Origin of the sequence: Sphaerisporangium dianthi, assembly GCF_042654065.1 — a bacterium.
GTDB classification, from domain to species: Bacteria; Actinomycetota; Actinomycetes; order Streptosporangiales; family Streptosporangiaceae; genus Sphaerisporangium; species Sphaerisporangium dianthi.
Window position 1 is genome coordinate 196439 of record NZ_JBHSFP010000001.1, and the last position, 17175, is coordinate 213613.

At 71.8% G+C, this 17175-nt stretch carries 14 protein-coding genes; 8 read left to right on the forward strand and 6 right to left on the reverse strand.

Features of this window, described 5'->3' with window-relative positions; all coding sequences use genetic code 11:
* Window positions 1-44 precede the first annotated feature (44 nt).
* Both ACFO60_RS00835 and ACFO60_RS00840 read right to left on the reverse strand, forming a co-directional pair.
* Window positions 45-2114, reverse strand: a complete 2070-nt coding sequence (locus ACFO60_RS00835) for an ABC transporter ATP-binding protein (protein ID WP_380835698.1) — start codon at window positions 2112-2114, stop codon at window positions 45-47.
* Window positions 2111-3844, reverse strand: coding sequence for an ABC transporter ATP-binding protein (locus ACFO60_RS00840; protein ID WP_380835700.1), 1734 nt, complete (start codon window positions 3842-3844; stop codon window positions 2111-2113). The genes ACFO60_RS00835 and ACFO60_RS00840 overlap by 4 nt, the downstream gene beginning before the upstream one ends.
* Window positions 3845-4192: 348 nt before the next feature.
* Here ACFO60_RS00840 and ACFO60_RS00845 point away from each other — a divergent pair, with 348 nt between their 5' ends.
* From ACFO60_RS00845 to ACFO60_RS00865, 5 genes are all read left to right on the forward strand, one after another.
* Complete coding sequence (locus ACFO60_RS00845) at window positions 4193-5317, forward strand: AraC family transcriptional regulator (RefSeq protein WP_380835702.1); 1125 nt, start codon at window positions 4193-4195, stop codon at window positions 5315-5317.
* The gene (locus ACFO60_RS00850; RefSeq protein WP_380835704.1) at window positions 5314-5727 is read left to right on the forward strand and encodes a VOC family protein; all 414 of its coding nucleotides are present in this window, start codon (window positions 5314-5316) and stop codon (window positions 5725-5727) included. The genes ACFO60_RS00845 and ACFO60_RS00850 overlap by 4 nt, the downstream gene beginning before the upstream one ends.
* 50 nt (window positions 5728-5777) lie before the next feature.
* Entirely contained in the window at window positions 5778-6722 is a 945-nt protein-coding gene (locus tag ACFO60_RS00855) for an acyl-ACP desaturase (RefSeq protein WP_380835706.1), read from the forward strand.
* A gap of 300 nt (window positions 6723-7022) precedes the next feature.
* The gene (locus ACFO60_RS00860) at window positions 7023-7343 is read left to right on the forward strand and encodes a hypothetical protein (protein WP_380835708.1); all 321 of its coding nucleotides are present in this window, start codon (window positions 7023-7025) and stop codon (window positions 7341-7343) included.
* Window positions 7344-7577: 234 nt separating this feature from the next.
* Complete coding sequence (locus ACFO60_RS00865) at window positions 7578-8501, forward strand: hypothetical protein (RefSeq protein WP_380835709.1); 924 nt, start codon at window positions 7578-7580, stop codon at window positions 8499-8501.
* Between the two features lie 62 nt (window positions 8502-8563).
* Here ACFO60_RS00865 and ACFO60_RS00870 read toward each other — a convergent pair whose 3' ends face one another.
* Together ACFO60_RS00870 and ACFO60_RS00875 are read right to left on the reverse strand one after the other, a co-directional pair.
* Window positions 8564-8995, reverse strand: coding sequence for a DUF6294 family protein (locus tag ACFO60_RS00870; protein WP_380835710.1), 432 nt, complete (start codon window positions 8993-8995; stop codon window positions 8564-8566).
* 326 nt (window positions 8996-9321) lie between these two features.
* A complete protein-coding gene (locus tag ACFO60_RS00875; protein WP_380835712.1) occupies window positions 9322-12750 on the reverse strand; it encodes a serine/threonine-protein kinase in 3429 nt (1142 codons plus the stop codon).
* Window positions 12751-12963: 213 nt separating this feature from the next.
* On the opposite strand from ACFO60_RS00875, the gene ACFO60_RS00880 reads away from it, so the two are divergent.
* Window positions 12964-13380, forward strand: a complete 417-nt coding sequence (locus ACFO60_RS00880) for a CoA-binding protein (protein ID WP_380835713.1) — start codon at window positions 12964-12966, stop codon at window positions 13378-13380.
* Between the two features lie 518 nt (window positions 13381-13898).
* Complete coding sequence (locus ACFO60_RS00885; protein WP_380835714.1) at window positions 13899-15047, forward strand: cellulose binding domain-containing protein; 1149 nt, start codon at window positions 13899-13901, stop codon at window positions 15045-15047.
* Here ACFO60_RS00885 and ACFO60_RS00890 read toward each other — a convergent pair.
* The gene (locus tag ACFO60_RS00890) at window positions 15039-15605 is read right to left on the reverse strand and encodes a nuclear transport factor 2 family protein (protein WP_380835716.1); all 567 of its coding nucleotides are present in this window, start codon (window positions 15603-15605) and stop codon (window positions 15039-15041) included. The genes ACFO60_RS00885 and ACFO60_RS00890 overlap by 9 nt on opposite strands.
* A 93-nt stretch (window positions 15606-15698) precedes the next feature.
* Between ACFO60_RS00890 and ACFO60_RS00895 the strand changes: the two genes are divergently transcribed.
* The gene (locus ACFO60_RS00895; RefSeq protein ID WP_380835718.1) at window positions 15699-16601 is read left to right on the forward strand and encodes a DUF4429 domain-containing protein; all 903 of its coding nucleotides are present in this window, start codon (window positions 15699-15701) and stop codon (window positions 16599-16601) included.
* Between the two features lie 54 nt (window positions 16602-16655).
* Here the strand turns inward: ACFO60_RS00895 and ACFO60_RS00900 are convergent, their stop codons facing one another.
* Window positions 16656-17117: a nuclear transport factor 2 family protein gene (locus ACFO60_RS00900; protein WP_380835720.1), complete on the reverse strand. Its 462-nt coding sequence runs from the start codon at window positions 17115-17117 to the stop codon at window positions 16656-16658.
* Between the last annotated feature and the right edge of the window lie 58 nt (window positions 17118-17175).

Consider the following 17175-nt stretch of genomic DNA (forward strand, 5'->3'; position numbering starts at 1 on the left):
ACCGGGCCACCTCGTATCGCCTTACCCGGCCATCCCGCGTCGCCTTACCCGGCCATCTCGTCGTCCGCCGCCACCAGAGCGCCGCTGAACTGCGCCGAGTACAGCCGGTGGTAGGCGCCCCGGGCGGCCAGCAGCTCGTCGTGGGTGCCGTGCTCGACGATGCTCCCGGCCTCCATCACCAGGATCAGGTCGGCGTCACGGATGGTGGACAGCCGGTGGGCGATGACGAAGCTGGTGCGGTCACTGCGCAGGGCGGCCATCGCATGCTGCACCAGCACCTCGGTGCGGGTGTCGACCGAACTGGTGGCCTCGTCGAGGATCAGCAGAGACGGGTCTGCGAGGAAGGCGCGGGCGATGGTCAGCAACTGCTTCTCACCGGCGCTGACGTTGTTCCCCTCCTCGTCGATCACGGTGTCGTAGCCGTCGGGCAGGGTGCGCACGAACCGGTCGACGTACGTCGCCCGCGCGGCGGCGTGGATCTGCTCGTCGGTGGCGCGCGGGTTGCCGTAGGCGATGTTGTCGCGGATGGTGCCGCCGAACAGCCAGGTGTCCTGGAGCACCATGCCGATCTGCCCGCGCAGGTCCTCGCGGCGCATCGCGGTGATGTCGACGCCGTCCAGGGTGATGCGGCCCGCGTCCAGCTCGTAGAAGCGCATGATGAGGTTGACCAGCGTGGTCTTCCCCGCGCCGGTCGGCCCGACGATGGCGATGGTGTGGCCGGGCTCGGCCACCAGCGACAGGTCCTCGATGAGCGGCTGGTCGGCCTCGTAGCGGAAGGAGACGTGCTCGAACTCGACACGGCCGCGCCGGTCGGCGGCCGGCACCGCGTCGGCGGGGTCGGGAGCCTGCTCCTCGGCGTCCAGCAGCTCGAACACCCGCTCGGCCGAGGCCACGCCCGACTGCAGCAGGTTGGCCATCGAGGCGACCTGGGTGAGCGGCTGGGTGAACTGCCGCGAGTACTGGATGAACGCCTGGACGTCGCCCAGCGTCATCGACCCGGTGGCGACGCGCACGGCGCCGACGACGGCGATGGCGACGTAGTTGAGGTTCCCGATGAACATCATGGTCGGCATGATGATCCCCGAGATGAACTGGGCGCCGAAGCTCGCCTTGTACAGATCCTCGTTCCGCCCGCGGAAGACCTCCTCGACCTCCGGGCCCCGGCCGAACACCTTCACCAGCTCGTGCCCGGTGAAGGCCTCCTCGATGTGGGCGTTCAGGGTGCCGGTGTGGGCCCACTGGGCGACGAACTGCTTCTGCGAGCGCTTGGCGACCTGCCCGGTGACGATCATCGACAGCGGGATGGTCACCAGGGCGATCACCGCGAGCAGCGGCGAGATGACGAACATGATCGCCAGCACGCCGATGACCGTCAGCAGCGAGGTGAGCAACTGGCTGAGGGTCTGCTGCAGGGTCTGCGACACGTTGTCGATGTCGTTGGTGACCCGGCTGAGCAGCTCGCCGCGCGGCTGGCCGTCGAAGAACTTCAGCGGGAGCCGGTTCAGCTTGTCCTCGACGTCCGCGCGCAGGCGGAAGACGGTGCGCTGGGTCGCGTCGTTGAGCAGGTAGCCCTGCAGCCAGCCGAAGACCGACGCCGCGGCGAACAGCCCGAGGGCCCAGGCCAGGACCGTGCCGAGTTCGGCGAAGTCGATGCCGTGGCCGGGGACGAGGTCCATGCGGGCGAGCATGTCGGCCAGGTTGGCGTTGCCGGACGCGCGGACGGCCTCGACCGCCTGCTCCTTGGTGGACCCGGCGGGGAACTGCTTGCCGACCACGCCGCTGAAGACGATGTCGGTCGCGCGCCCGAGGATCTTCGGCCCGATGACGGCGAACACGACGCTGAGCACGGCGAGGGCGATCACGGCCAGGATCCTCGGGCGCTCGGGGTCCAGGCGCCGGATCAGCCGGCGGGCGGACGGCCCGAAGTCCATCGACTTCTCCGTGGGCATTCCGCCGCCGAAGGGCCCCCGTCCGAACGGGCCGCCTCCGGCGGGCGGCCGCACGGGCGTCGCGAGCGTCTTGGGCGCCGCCGGAGCGCTCTCGGTCGCCTGCTCCGCCGGCGCGGGCGGGTCGCTCACGCCGTGCTCCTGACGGTCGGCTGGAACCCGGCTCATACTGCGCTCCCCGCGGTCGCCTGGGACTCCACGATCTCGACATAGGTCGGGCAGGAGTCCAGCAGTTCGTCATGAGTGCCGACGCCGACGATCACACCGTCGTCCAGGACGATGATCTGGTCGGCGTCGGCGATGGTGGAGACCCGCTGGCCGACGATGACGACGGCGGCCTCGGCCGTGTGCGGGCGCAGGGCGGCGCGCAGCCGGGCGTCGGTGGCCAGGTCCAGGGCCGAGAACGAGTCGTCGAACAGGTAGATCTCGGGCTTGCTGACCAGCGCCCTCGCGATGGAGAGCCGCTGCCGCTGCCCGCCGGACACGTTCGTGCCCCCCTGCGAGATCGGCGCCTCCAGGCCCTCGGGCATGGCCTCCACGAAGTCGCGCGCCTGGGCGACCTCGAGGGCGTCCCACAGGTCTTCGTCGGTGGCGGCCGGGTTGCCGTAGCGCAGGTTGCTCGCGACCGTCCCGGTGAACAGGTACGGCTTCTGCGGCACCAGGCCGATGCGCGTCCAGAGCATCTGCGGTTCGAGCTCGCGGACGTCGACGCCGTCCACCGTCACGGCGCCGGAGGTGGCGTCGAACAGGCGGGGCACCAGCGACACCAGCGTCGTCTTGCCCGACCCTGTGCTGCCGATGATCGCGGTGGTCTGGCCGGCGACCGCCCGGAAGGAGATGCCGGACAGCACCGGCGCCGCCGCGCCCGGGTAGCGGAACTCGACGTCGCGCATCTCCAGCTCGGCCCGGCCGCGCACCTCGCGCACCGGCCGCTCCGCCGGACGGACCGACGACTCGGTGCCGAGCACCTCCTCGATGCGCTCGGCGCACACGGCGGCCCGGGGGATCATGATCGAGATGAAGGTGGCCATCATCATCGACATCAGGATCTGCAGCAGGTACATGAGGAACGCCGTCAGGGCGCCGATCTGGATCTCACCGCTGTCCACCCGGGCCGCGCCGAACCACAGCACCGCGACGCTCGACGCATTGAAGATCAGCATCACGACGGGGAAGATGAGCGCGGTCAGCCGTCCGACGCGCAGCGTGGTCCCGGTCAGCGCCTCGTTCGCCGCGGCGAAGCGCCGGGTCTCCTCCCGCTCACGGACGAACGCGCGCACGACGCGGATGCCGGTCAGCTGCTCGCGCAGCACCCGGTTGACCTCGTCGATGCGGGTCTGCATCTCGCGGAACTGGGGGACCATGCGGTACACGATCATGCCGATCGAGACCAGCAGCACCGGGACGCAGACCAGCATCAGCCAGGACAGGCCGATGTCCTGCCGCAACGCCATGATGATGCCGCCGACGCCCATGATCGGCGCTGCGACGAGCATCGTGCAGGTCATCACCACGAGCATCTGGACCTGCTGCACGTCGTTGGTGCTGCGGGTGATCAGCGACGGCGCCCCGAACTGGGTCACCTCCCGCGTGGAGAACCCCACCACCCGGTGGAAGACCGCCGCCCGCACGTCGCGCCCGAACCCGGCCGCCACCTTCGCCCCGTAGTACACCGCCGCGATCGAACAGGCGATCTGCACCAGCGACACCGCCAGCATCCACCCGCCGATGCCCAGGATGTAACCGGTGTCTCCGGTCACGACTCCCTTGTCGATGATGTCGGCGTTCAAACTCGGCAGGTACAGCGCCGCGATGGTGCCGACGAGCTGGAAGAACACCACGGCCGCCAACTCGGCGGTGTACGACCGCAGATGAACACGCAGAAGCCGGCTCAGCATGCCCGCACCCCCCTGAGCACGCCCCAACGCTCCGTCAAAATCACCTGGGTCACGCTATAGGAGGTCTCGACCTTTCACGCGCCATTTTTCGCCCGGCGTAACCCCCCGGCGAGGTCCCCCTGGCGACCAGGCGGCCAGATACTGAAGGTGCGCGCGCACGCGACACGTTCGGGGTGAACACCGGGACGACCTTTCGTCCACCGAAGTGCGCACGCGCACGCGCACGCGGGACGTTCAGACGTAGGTTGCGGGGTACCCGCGCCGCGGGAAACGGCCGCAGGGACGACGGACCCGGCAAACCGTGAGAACGACGAGCGCCGGCCTTGACGACGACGATCGGCGTCGAGCGTGGGGACACCGGACCTCGCGGTGACGGACGACAGGCGCAAAGACGCCGGAAGGGTGGAGGTGGGCGGCGTGGAGATGGTGCTGGGGACGCCGGCCGCGGCGCTCCGTGCGCTGATCGGGCCCTACCACGGGTATCGCGAGCGGGGCGGGGCGCCGGGCCGCCATCGCGGGCTGCCGTCGCCGTACCTGACCGTCATCGTGACCCTCGACGACCCGCTGGAGATCGCGGCCCATCCCGACCCCGCCCAGCCGCCGGGGCGGTACGAGAGCCTGATCGGCGGCCTGCACACCACGCCCGCTCTGATCACCCACGAGGGCCGGCAGGCCGGCGTGCAGATCGCGCTGAGCCCGCTCGGCGCGCGCGCCCTGCTCGGCCTGCCCGCCGGCTCGCTCGGCAACACCGACGTGGAGGCGAGCGCCGTCCTCGGCCGGACCGCCGGCGAACTGCACGACCGCCTGAACTCCGCGCCTGACTGGGAGCGGCGCTTCGCGATCCTGGACGAGCTGCTGATGCGACGGGCCGGCGCGCTGCTGCGCCGCCCCGGCCGCGAACGCGGTGTTCCCTCCGAGGTCGCCCGGGCCTGGCGGCTGCTGCTGTCCACCGGCGGCACGGCGCCGGTCGCCGGCCTCGCGCGCGAGGTCGGCTGGAGCCCCCGGCATCTGCGCGCGCGGTTCACCGCCGAGACGGGGCTCAGCCCCAAGGCCGCGGCCCGGGTCATCAGATTCGACCGGACGCGCCGCAGGCTGCAACGCCTGGCCGCTCAGAACGCCGCGCCTCCGGCCACGAGCGCGGCGGACCGGGACGCGGGCGCCGCAAGACGAGACGCGGGCGCCGCAAGACGAGACGGGGGCGCCGCAAGACGAGACGGGGGCGCCGCAAGACGAGACGGGGGCGCCGCAAGACGAGGCGCGGGCGCGGCGGGTGAAGGCATGAGCGCGGCGGGCCGTGGCGCGGGCGCGGTGGGTCTGGCGGACCTGGCGGTCGAATGCGGGTACTACGACCAGGCGCACCTGGCCCGCGAGTTCCGCGACCTCGCGGGCTGCCCGCCCAGCCGGTGGCTGGCCGAAGAGCTCCGAAACGTCCAAGACCCCGCCGCGCCCCCGCCGTCAGACTCGGCGGCATGACACAGACACCGCGTCCTCAGGTCTGGCCGACCCTGCGCGCCCGTGACGCCCGCGCGCTCATCGCCTTCCTCGTCGAGGCCTTCGGCTTCGAGGAGACCGTCGTGTACGGCGAGGGCGGCCGCGTCGACCACGCGCAGCTCGACTGGCCGCTCGGCGGCGGCGTCATGCTCGGCTCCGACCGCGACCGCAGCGAGGACAACCCGTGGTGGCTGCCTCCGGGCACCTTCGGCGCGTACGTCGTCACCGACGAGCCCGACGCGCTGTACGCCCGGGCCACGGCGGCAGGAGCCGAGACGCTCTACGCACCGCGCGACACCCCTTACGGCTCCCGCGACTTCGCCGTCCGCGACCCTGAAGGCAACCTGTGGTCCTTCGGCACCTATCGCGGCGAACTGCGCAAAGCCCCGTAACTTACGCTAGCGTAGGTTACGGTCAAGTAGCTAAAACGGGGGGATGTCTCGTGCGTGAGTTCAACGACACCGAGTTGCTGTTCGAGCTGGAGCCGGTTGTGGCCGGCGAGCTGGACCGTCATCTCAAGGTGGCCAAAGAGTGGTTCCCGCACGAGTACGTCCCATGGTCGCAGGGCCGCGACTACGACGGCGTCTTCGGCGGCGAGGCCTGGGCCGAGACCGATTCGACGATCCCCGAGGAGGCGCGGGTCTCCCTCATCGTCAACCTGCTGACCGAGGACAACCTGCCCAGCTACCACCACGAGATCGCCACGACGTTCGGCCGGGACGCCGCCTGGGGCACCTGGGTGCACCGGTGGACGGCCGAGGAAGGCCGGCACGGCACCGCCATCCGCGACTACCTGACGGTGACGCGGGCCGTCGACCCGGTCGCCCTCGAGCGGGCCCGCATGGTGCACATGGGAGAAGGGTTCACCAACTCCTACGAGGGCGTGCTGCACTCGCTGGCCTACGTCTCCTTCCAGGAGCTGGCCACCCGCATCTCGCACCGCAACACCGGCAAGGCCTCCCAGGACCCCGACTGCGAGCGCCTGCTCGCCCGCATCGCCGCCGACGAGAACCTGCACATGCTGTTCTACCGCAACCTGCTCGACGCGGCCTTCCGGCTGGCCCCGAGCCAGACCATGCGGGCCGTCACCGACGTGGTGACCACCTTCCAGATGCCCGGCACCGGCATCGAGGGCTTCACCCGCAAGGCGATGACCATCGCCAACGCGGGCATCTACGACCTGCGCCTGCACCTGGACGACGTCCTCATGCCCGTCCTGCGCCAGTGGGCCGTCTTCGACCTCACCGGTCTGGACCCCGAGGCGGACAAGGCCCGCGACGAGCTCGCGGAGTTCCTGAACCGCCTGGAGGTCTCCGCCTCCCGCTTCGTCGACCGTCGCGAAGCCCGACGAGCCCGCCTCGCCGCCACCGGCGCGAACGACGCCTAGCCGGGCGGGCCTCCCACGACCGGCGCGAGGGGCCGCTCCCCCTCGCGGCCGGCGGGCCCATCGACCCCGCGCATTACCGGGTTATAACGCCTGTATGCCGTGAATTCCGAATTGTCGATCGGTCGAAATACATGGCGATCCCGGTCCCGACTTTTGCTTCCCATGACATGATCATCCGCATCACCGGGGCTAGCGTCATAAGACGTAGACGTCGAATCGGCGAACGTTCCGAAAGCCGGTCCGGCGCTCCGTACGTCCAGGCACCATGCCGGACTCGATCACCAGATGCGGAGATCTCCCATGCTCAAGAACGCTATCGCCGCCGGCTCGCTGGCGGCGTTCGCCATTGTCGTCCCCGTGACGGTGTCGGCCCAGTCCGCCGGCGCACCCGCCACGAACCCGGGGTCTCTGTCGCAGGCCTACCCCTGCCCGCAGACCTCCTACGGCCAGTACAACAACGACCGCTGCTACGACGACTCCCGCTTCGGCCGCGACCACTGGCGCCATCGCCGCCATCACTGGCACCACGGCCACCCCTACGGCCCTCACCACTGGCACCCCGGCCACCGGCATCCGTACGGCCCTCAGGGACACGGCCCTCAGGGATACGGCCCCAGATGACCCGGTAGGCCCGCATGGCCGGCCCGTCCCGAGCCCTTCGCCGGACGGGCTCGGGCCGGGCTCGCCCCGCGCCCGCCGGAGGCGGACGAGCGCGGGAAGCCCGGGCACGGTGCGGGGGCGGCGAAAGCCCACCGCTCCAGCATCGATGGCCCTCCGCGGCGCCGGCTCCACTATTCTCGGCGACCGACAGGTTCGAACGGAATCGACGCCTGACGGCACTGGAGTCACTGATCCGTGAGCGAGCACCAGCACTACGAATTCGCGGCGATCGACCGCCCGCTGACCGCCGCCGAGCAGACCGAGGTACGCGCCCTCTCCCCCGGCGCCCAGGTCACCGCGACGTCCTTCACCGCCGACCACGAGCCGGACGACTTCGGCGGCGATCCGGCGCGGATGATGGAGCGCTACTACGACGCCCACGTGTACGTCACCGGCTGGGGCGTCAACCAGGTGATGCTGCGCCTGCCCGAGAAGCTCCTCGACCTCGCCACCGTCGAGCCCTACCTCGTCGACGAGCTGTTCGAGGGGTGGGTGACCGATGATGAGCACCTGATCCTCGACCTGCGCAACGAGGACGAGGAGGCCGGCCTCGCCGAGAGCCCTCCCGAAGGGTGGCTCACGGCCGTCTCGGGCGTCCGGGCGGAACTCGCCTCCGGTGATTCGCGCCCGCTGTACCTCGCCTGGCTGGCCGCCGTCGGCACCTGGGAGCGCGACGAAGACGCCTTCGACGAGGACATGGAAGACGAGCTGGAACCGCCCGTCCCCGCGGGGCTCCGTTCGCTCACCGCGGCTCAGCGGGCCCTGGCCGCCTTCCTGCGCCTGGACGCCGACCTGCTCGCGACCGCCGCGACGGCCGCCCCCGAACTGCCGGCCGGCCGCGACGACCCGGCGGGCCTGGCCCGGTGGATCGAACGCCTGCCGGAGGAGGACAAGAACGCCCTCCTCCTGCGCGCCGCGCGCGGCGACGACGCCCCGGTGCGCATGGAACTGCTCGGCCGCTTCCACCGGGAGACCGGGGCCCCCTCCGGCGGCGAGGACGCCGGCGCCTACGGCGAGAGCGGCGGGGAGGGCGCCCGCCGCACCGTGGCCGAGCTGCTCGACGCCACGGCGACGGCCCGCCAGGAACGCGGGCGTCACCGGACGGCCGATCAGGCCTAGACCGATCTCGCCGGAGGCGGGGCGCCGCACACCGCGCCGGCATCCGGGGCGGAGGCGGATCCTCAGCAGTGCTTGGCCAGCGACATGTGCTTGATCAGCGGGTACAGGCTGGGGTCGAAGTGGCCCCGCGCGAACCACCGGTACCGCTGCCAGGCACGGGGGAGGCCCTTGACGAACTTGGTGCCGGTGCTGTTCGCCACCTGGATGTCGGCGAGCACGGCGCCGTTGGCGTCCTTCAGGCGCGCCCACATCAGCCAGGCGTCGTCGCCGTCACGGCTGCTGACCGTGCCGTCGAAGTCCGCCGTCCCGTCGGACCTGATGGTCCAGGTCGCGCCGGAGGACATCGCGCAGTCGCCCGCCGTGATGGTGTTCCAGCTGAACCTCTTCCACGCGAGGGCGGAGGCGTCGGCCGCCCCGGTGGCCGGGAGGGCCAGGCCCAGGGTGAGGGCGCCCATGGCCGTCGCCATGCCCGCGATCCTGCGCATCGTTCCCATGACACGTTCCTTTCGCTACGAGTTGCCGCTTGGTGACCAGATGTGGCCGGACAGTGCGGCCTGTGCGGACCTGACCCGTGACCGACGCGGCCAGGTCCTCGGGTGCGCCGGCCACCGCCTGGAGGTGCGAGCCGCCGGATGCGGTGGCGCCGGCCCTCATCACGTTCGCCGCTGAAGCCCGTGTCCGGCGAGACGAGCGGACGGATCCCGTCAGACCGACCTCGAACCCGCAGGTGGAACGCCCCACACCAGACCACCCAAGCTGTCCGGCGCCACCGGACACCTCCGGCCGGGCGCTCTCGCTCGTTGGCGGGTCTGGCTTGGTGTCAGTGGCATACCGTCCTGTACGGCAGGTCGGGGATGTACCGGCGCCACTCGGCCTCCGTCAGTGTCCGGCCGGCTCGTTCGCAGACCGCCTCGACGGCCCGCTCGGGTGCGGTCGGGTAGGAGAGCAGGTCCCGAAGCCATCCTGCGGCCCGGAGGGTGCCGTCCGCCTCGAACGCGAGCGAGGTCACGATGTCGGCGGGTCCGGCGAAGGGCGGTGCGACCGACCTGCCGGTCGTGGGATCCCACAGGCGGATCTGGCCCGCGGTGCCCGACGCGAGCAGTGTCCCGTCCGGAGAGAAGGCGAGCGCGTGGACCGCCCCACCGGCGTTCAGGACGAGGCTGCGGCGCCGGCCCGTCTTGGCGTCCGACACCGCGATGCGCCCTTCCTCCGCTCCGACGGCGACGAACCGCTGGTCCCGGCTCACGGCCACCGCGCGAAAGCCGAGCCTGCCGGGACTGTCCCAGGGGACCTGCTTTCCGGACGACCCGTCCGTCATCTTCCCGTCGGTGGACAGCACGTGTCCGTACGGCAGAAGGGCCAGCACCCCGCCGCGATCGAGGCCGAAGCCTCCGGCCGGCTTCCGGGTCCGCAGATCCCACGACCTGCTGACCTCGGCGCCGTCCTCGCTGACGGAGGAGACGGCGAGCGTCCGGCCGTCGGGGCTGAACGCCCGGGCGAGATGGGCCGCTCCGCCCGGGTCGTCGAGGTCGGGGCGGCGGCGCAGCGTGGCCACATCCCAAAGGGTGACGCGGGTGCGGCCCGTCCGTGCGCTGACGGCGAGGGTACGACCGTCCGGACTGAAGATCAGATCGGCGTATGCGGCCGTGTCCGCCGGGATCCCGAGCCGGCCCAGCAGGCGGGCTCGCGATGGGTCCCAGAGCTCGACGGTCGTCAGGGGGCGGTCGCTCAGGGCCAGGACGCGACCGTCCGGGCTGAGGGCGGCGTCCCAGCGGCCAGGAGCGCCCAGCGTCGGCGGCCGGGTGTGGGCGGAGACGTCGAGGGAGACGACCGAGAACGACGGGTCGGTCGTGGTGTAGCGCAGGACCCGGCCGTCCGTGTCGAAGCTCACGAGATCGGCTTGCCGGGTGCCCAGCGGGTATTCGGCGAGCCGGGTGCGATCGGCCACGCGCCACAGGGTGATGTGGCCGGGGTCGACGACGGCGAGGTGGCGGCCGTCCGCGCTGTACGCGAGCAGGTCGTCGCCGTAGTGGTCCCGATGGAGGGCGCCGGGCGCCTCCAACGGCTGTCCTTGCGCCTTTCCTGACGGCACGTCCCAGAGCAGGACATCGGTGTAGCGCACGATCGCCAGCGTCCGGCCGTCGGGCGCGAACCTGACGGCGTGGACCTGGTCGCCCTTGGGCAACGGGGGCACGGGAAGGCGCCTGCCGCTGGAGAGATCCCAGATCTCGGCCGGTCCCTCCTGGTTGAACAGCGCCGCGTAGCGGTCGCCCGGGCCTATCGCCACGTGTTCGAAGGAGCCGCGGTCCAGCAGCGGCTCGCCGTCCCCCACGCGCCACAGCTGGACGTGCTCCTTGCGCGTCTCCGCCCAGAACACCCGGGTGCCGTCCCCGAAGGCGGCGTTCATGAGGTTCTCGTGGGGCTCACCGAGCGCCTTCCCTGTGCGCGCGTCCGCCAGCCGGACGACGTCGCCCTCGACCACCATGGTCCGTCCGTCGCGGCTCGCCGAGACGGTGACGTCGTCCCCTGGCACCAGGGGAGGAAGGGCACGGATCCGCCTGCGGGCGGCGACGTCCCATACGCGCACGCCGGCGGCGTCCGCGGCGTACAGCGTCCGCCCGTCACGGCCGAGCTCGCCGTACTCGGGGCCGAAGTCGTCCAGCTGGGGCTGGGCCAGTGACCCGTACAGCGCGCCGCGCGCCTCGCTCACCGGCGCGATGCGCCAGGCGGCCGCGCTCAGCAGCATCGCGGCGCGCGGGTCGGTGGAGCGCAGGTCCTCCGCCCGCGCGGCGACCGAACGCGCCGTCGCCTCGTCGAGTTTCGCGGCGAGGCTCACGCTCTGCCGTACGGCCACCGCACCCGCGCCCAGGGCGATCACGAGCGACAGCGCGAGGGCCGCGGTCACCAGGCGGCGGACGCGGCCGCGCCGGCGGGCCAGAGCCGTACCCGAGTCGAGGTAGGCGCGCTCCAGCGTGTTCAGCGTCAGATGGCGGCGCCCGGTCGCCGCCCACCGCAACCCGGACTCGAGGATCCGGCCGTGCGGCGGGTCGCCCTCGCCGTCGCGCCAGCGCCGGGCGGCGGTGGCGAGTTCGCGATGCACCACGAGGCCGGGACGCTCGGCCTCCACCCATTCGCGCAGCCGCGGCCACGCCCTCAGCAGGGCCAGGCGGGAGATCGTCACCTCGTCACCGCTGGAGGTGACCAGACCGGCCGCGGCGAACGCCGCCAGCACGTCATCGGCCCCCGCCGGCAGTTCCTCCCGTCCGGCGCGCCGGACGGTGTCCTCGCTGTCGGCGTCGACGCCGACCATGCGCAGGAAGAGCTCGGCGACCAGTTCCTGCGCCGCCGGCGCCAGCCGCAGGAAGACGTCCTCGGCCCGTGCGCCGAGCGCCGGATCGCCGGAGGAGACACGGATCTCCGAGGCGGCTTGCGCCCCTGCCGCCAGCGGGTCGCCCGCCGCTCCGATCAAGCCCATCAGCAGCTCGCGTGCGGTGGGACGCACGGCGGGATCCTTGTTCAGCGCCGAGGCGACGAGGCCGCGCAGCGGGTCGTCGAGGTCGTCCAGGCCGGGGTCCAGCGAGAGGACGCGATGCATGACGGCGCCCAGGCTGTCGGCCTGGAAGGGGTCGCGGCCCGTGGCCGCGAACACGACGATGGCCCCCCAGGCGAACACGTCGGCCGGCATGCCGGCGCGCTGTCCGGTGAAGACCTCCGGCGCCATGTACGTGGGCGTCCCCGCGACCAGGCCGGTGGAGGTCAGCGACATCTCGACGGTCCTGGCGATGCCGAAGTCGATCACCCTTGGCCCGTCCGGCCCGATCAGGACGTTGTCGGGCTTGAGGTCGCGGTGGATGACCCCGGCCTCGTGGATCGAGGTGAGCGCGGTGGCGACGGCGACCGCGAGCCGGTGCAGGTCGGCTCCTCGCGACGGGCCCCGGTCCTGGAGGTACCGCCGCAGGCTGGGGCCTTCGATGTACTCGCTGACGATGTACGGCTTCGCCGCCGCGAGGTCGTGGGCGAGCACCTTGGCGATGCAGAACGACGCCACCCGCTCGGCCGCGGTGACCTCGCGCGCGATGCCGCGGTTCAGCGCCGGATCTCCATAGAGGATCTTTATCGCCACCCGGCGGCCGTCACGGTCGTAGGCCTCGTAGACGACGCCCTGCCCGCCCGAGCCCAGCCTGCCCGCCAGCAGGTAGTCCCCCAGCCGGATCGGATCCCCCGGTGCCAGCTCGCCGCTGCCCGTCATGTCCGCACCCCGTCTCGTTCGCTCTCCATAGGGTTAGTCGAGACGGGAACCGTCTTTGTTCGTGGTGGTTTCACACCCGCGCCCCCGCGCCCCCGCGCCCCCGCATCCGCCCGGCGCCGGCGAGGTCGTCGCGGCGGCGGCTGGAACGCCTTTGCCCGCGTGAGAGGCCCCCTGGCGGGAAGCCCAGGGGTGCCCGGCGTGTTGACGGAGCACATGAAGGATCGTTTCGCGGATCAGGATGTCATCAGGCGGCTGCTCGGCGAGTCGCGCACCTGGGTTTTCGTCGGGCTCGGCGGTGACCCGACCCGCACCGCCTTCGAGCAGGCACGCCTGCTCCAGGCGAGAGGAAAGCGCATCATCCCGGTCCATCCGGCCGCCACGGCCGTGCTGGACGAGCAGGGATACGCGTCGCTGGCCGAGGTGCCGGTCAAGGCGGACGTCGTCGGCGTTTACCGGCGGTCGGAGTACGCGGGCCAGGCGGTGGACGAGGCGATCGCGGCGGGCGCCGGCGCGGTCTGGCTGCCCCTCGGCGTGATCGACGAGGCCGCCGCCCAGCGTGCCCTCGACGCCGGCCTCGACGTCGTCATGAACCGCTGCCCCGGCGTCGAATGGGCACTGCGCCGAAGCTGAGCGGCCACCTGACGTCCTGCGATCGAACGGGCGCGACGCCGTCGTCGAGCGGCCACCGGGCGTTCTGATGCGGGCGCCACGACGCGAGCCGGCACGACGGCGGCCTCGCCGAGAGGTGGGGCCAGGCTGAAACTTTCAATGTCCCGGCGGCGTGTACCGGCTCTGAGCTGCGCTGAAATGCCCAGGGCCGGGCGGATGATGGACTACGCCGTCCGGCCGGACGCAGGATCATGATGAACGGCGTCCTCCGCCGTTCCGCTCGGGGGAGTCGATGCGACGATCGGCCGTCAGGCCCACGCCTGCTCACGGGGGCCGCTCTGGTGTCCTGATGGCCGATGGCCCAATGGCATTGCCCGCCCGTCCGTCAGCGTCACCCGCTCCTGGCCGGCAATGTCGCGGCCATGGCTCGCTCGGTACCGACCGGCAATGTCGCGGCCAGGCCCGCCCGGTCCTGTCCGCCCGACGAGAGGTTCGCCATGCCCTTCTCCCGTCCTCGTGGGGCCGCTTTACGTGCCCTTGTGATCGGATGCTGTGCCGCCGCCGCCACGGCGGCCGTCCTCGGCGCGGGCCCGATGCCCGCCTCGGGCGCCGTCTTCGGCACGACGCGGGCCGGCACGATCACCGCCGACACCACCCCGCCCAGCACGCCTGACGGGCTCACCACCCGGAACGTCTACCTCAACGGCGTCGTGCGCCTTGCCTGGACGCCGTCGACCGATGACGTCGCGGTCACCGGCTACGAGGTGTACGCCTGGTCGTACAGCAATCCGACGAATACGTCCTTCAACCGCGTCAATCCGCATTTCACCTCCTCGGCCACCGAGGTCGTCGCCGATGTGCCCGGCCTGACGCCCGGCCGCGACTATCTGTTCTACGTCGTCGCCGTGGACGCCGCCGGCAACAAGAGCGTGCCCAGTCTCCTGGCCAAGGGCACCGCCATGACCGAGCCGCCGAACCCCAGCCCGGCCCCGAGTCCATGGCCGACCACCCCGCCCACGCCGTACAACCTGCAAGTCGGCAACGGGCCCGCCGCGGGCTACGTGATGCTGTCGTGGGCGACGACGGGCGGCACGGGCCAGGACCTCGTCAACGCGTTCCGCCGCTCCTCCACCGAGTGGAACTACGCGGGGTACAGCCGGCTTCCGCGCACCTTGGCGGTCATCGGTACCGAGGCCTCCTACACGTTCCAGGTGGTGGTGGTCGGCGAGGCCGGCAACCTGAGCACCCCGTCCAACGCCGCCACCTATCCCTCCACCTCGCCGAGCCCTTCGGTGACTCCCACCGTCACCCCTTCGGTGACTCCCTCCGTCACCCCTTCGGTGACACCGTCCACGACGCCGACGCCCGTGAGCTGCGAGGTCACCTACAAGGCGAGGAGCTGGCAGACCGGCTTCACCACCGACGTCTCCATCAAGAACACCGGCAGCACCCCGATCGACGGCTGGCGGCTGGAGTTCGGCTTCGCCCTCACCGCCCAGCGCATGACCTCGGGCTGGTCCGCCACCTGGGCCCAGTCGGGCCTGGCCGTCGCCGCGACCAGCCTCGCCTGGAACAAGACCATCAACCCCGGTCAGTCCGTATGGATCGGCTTCAACGGGACGCATTCCGGGGACAACCCGTCGCCCACGATCTTCAGAGTCAACGGGACCCGCTGCCTGTCAGAGTGACCCCGCGGTAGCGGCCTCGGCGTCCCCCGCGTCCACCGCGTTCCCGGCGTTCCCGGCGTTCCCGGAGCCGAGGGCGCGGGCGACGGTGAGGCTGTCCTCGTAGATGTGGTACCGGGTGATGAATCCGTTCTCGACGGTGAGGTGCAGCGCGAACGGCGACGTGTAAGCCGCACCCCCGGCCCTCACCGTCTGGGCGATCTCGCCGAGCACGACGGCGTCCGCCCCGTCGACCAGGACGCGCGCCACCGAAGTGCCGTTCGCCTCGGGCACATGGTGGGCCTCCAGCGACCGGAAGTGGTCCGCCACGTCGGCCCGGCTCGTCCGCGGCCGGATCCACGGCACCGCCGGATGTCCCTCCGCGGGCCAGGCGAGCCGCCAGTCGAACCGATCGGCGAACAACGCGGCGACCTGGTCGGGGTCACCGCCGGCGATCCGGCGGAGCAGTTCCTCCACGACGTGCCGCGTGGCACGGCCTTCATGGGCGGTGCCGGTCTCCACGGCGTCGTGCGTCTCATTGATCTCATCGGGCGCCGCGGCAGTATGGGTGTCATGCGTCATGCCGCAACCCTCTCGGTTCCGGCGCGGCATGGCGATTACCTCCCACGTAGGCGACCACGCCACGGCGGGCTCGGACGCTCTAGGGTGAAGGACATGGCCGAGATCTTGGCGCCGGACGGGGCGTGGACGTTCGACGGCGACACCCTGAGGATCGTTCCGGGCGGCGACAAGAGCGTCCACGAACTGCGCAAGGTGCTCGGCGAGCTGGCGATCCCCCTCGCGGCGATCGCCGGGGTGTCCTTCGAGCCGTCACGCAAGGGCGGCAGTCTGCAGCTCCGCCTGCGATCGGGGGCCGATCCGCTGACCGACGTGGTCTCCGGACGGCTCCTGGGGGCCGCCGACCCGTACCGGCTGGCCATCCCCAAGGAACGCATCGGAGCGGCCGAGTACCTCGTCGACGAGGTGCGCACCGGCCTCACCCTGGAGCAGGTGCCGAGCGGTCCCAGCGCGGCCCTCCTGCTGCCCGGCCCCGCCGTGCCGGTGTCGGCCTCGGCCGGCGACGGCTCCGTGAGCTTCGACGGCGACCGGGTCCATCTCGAATGGACGCTGTTCGCCAAGACGGCCAAGCAGACCGCGGGCCCGCAGACGATCCCGCTGTCCGATCTGGCGGGCGTCGAGTGGGCTCCGCAGTCCGGCATCGGCTACGGCCGTCTCCGCTTCCACCTCAAGGGCGGCGAGCCGGTCAGACCTCCCGAGGAGGACCCGCGTTCCCTGTCGTGGGGAGTCCAGCGGTACGGCGGCCTGACCGCCCTGGTCGCCGCCGCCGTGTTCGCCCGGCTGCCGCGCGAGGCCGAAGCGCCGCCCGCCCTGCCGCCGGCCGCGCCCGACGACCGCGAAGCGCTGCTGCGCCGCGTCGCCGAGCTGGAGAACCAGGACGCCCTGGTACGCCGCCTGGGCGAACTCGGCCGGCTCCACCGCTCCGGCGTGCTCACCGACGAGGAGTTCCGCTCGGCCAAACAGGTGCTGCTGCGCGGGCTCGGCGTCGCCGGGGGCTGACCGCGCGTCCACCGGCGACGCCCGCGACTTCCGGCCCGTCAGCCCGCCGGCCCGTCAGCTCGGTGCCGGGGCGTCCAGTGCGGCCACCACGTCCTTCAGGCGCCCGATGGCGTGATAGGTGCCGAAGACGTCCATGTAGTCGCGGGTTTCCACGATCTCCCCCTCGCGCACCCGGAACATGAGCAGCCCGGACAACTCGCACGGCCGCCCGTCGGGCCCGGCCGTCCCGGTGCCGCGCCACTCCCCGACGATGACCTCGGGGTCGGCGGCCTCGTGCACCGCCACGTCCCGGATCTCCGCCAGCCGCACCGGACTGGCGTCCCAGGCCTTGTGGTAGCCGGCGCGCACCTCCTCACGGCCGTGAAAGCGAGCGGGGAATCCCGGCGCCCGGAAGGGGAACTCGTGGACCCCGTCGACCGCGTACAGGTCGGCGAGATCGTCGGCCGACATGTCCACCATGGCGCGGTGGTAGAGGGCGAGCACGTCGCGGGGGGTGCGGTCGAAACGGGCCGTCATCCGCTCACTCCATTCGCTCCACAGCTGTTGACTCAACAACTGTAGAGCGAAACGGCGG

What these genes read in the sequence shown, in the direction of transcription:
- ACFO60_RS00835 (WP_380835698.1), bottom strand. Translation starts at nt 2,114, where the DNA reads ATGAGCCGGGTTCCAGCCGACCGTCAGGAGCACGGCGTGAGCGACCCG.
- ACFO60_RS00840 (WP_380835700.1), bottom strand. Translation starts at nt 3,844, where the DNA reads ATGCTGAGCCGGCTTCTGCGTGTTCATCTGCGGTCGTACACCGCCGAG.
- ACFO60_RS00850 (WP_380835704.1), top strand. Translation starts at nt 5,314, where the DNA reads ATGACACAGACACCGCGTCCTCAGGTCTGGCCGACCCTGCGCGCCCGT.
- ACFO60_RS00860 (WP_380835708.1), top strand. Translation starts at nt 7,023, where the DNA reads ATGCTCAAGAACGCTATCGCCGCCGGCTCGCTGGCGGCGTTCGCCATT.
- ACFO60_RS00870 (WP_380835710.1), bottom strand. Translation starts at nt 8,995, where the DNA reads ATGGGAACGATGCGCAGGATCGCGGGCATGGCGACGGCCATGGGCGCC.
- ACFO60_RS00875 (WP_380835712.1), bottom strand. Translation starts at nt 12,750, where the DNA reads ATGACGGGCAGCGGCGAGCTGGCACCGGGGGATCCGATCCGGCTGGGG.
- ACFO60_RS00880 (WP_380835713.1), top strand. Translation starts at nt 12,964, where the DNA reads ATGAAGGATCGTTTCGCGGATCAGGATGTCATCAGGCGGCTGCTCGGC.
- ACFO60_RS00890 (WP_380835716.1), bottom strand. Translation starts at nt 15,605, where the DNA reads ATGACGCATGACACCCATACTGCCGCGGCGCCCGATGAGATCAATGAG.
- ACFO60_RS00895 (WP_380835718.1), top strand. Translation starts at nt 15,699, where the DNA reads ATGGCCGAGATCTTGGCGCCGGACGGGGCGTGGACGTTCGACGGCGAC.
- ACFO60_RS00900 (WP_380835720.1), bottom strand. Translation starts at nt 17,117, where the DNA reads ATGACGGCCCGTTTCGACCGCACCCCCCGCGACGTGCTCGCCCTCTAC.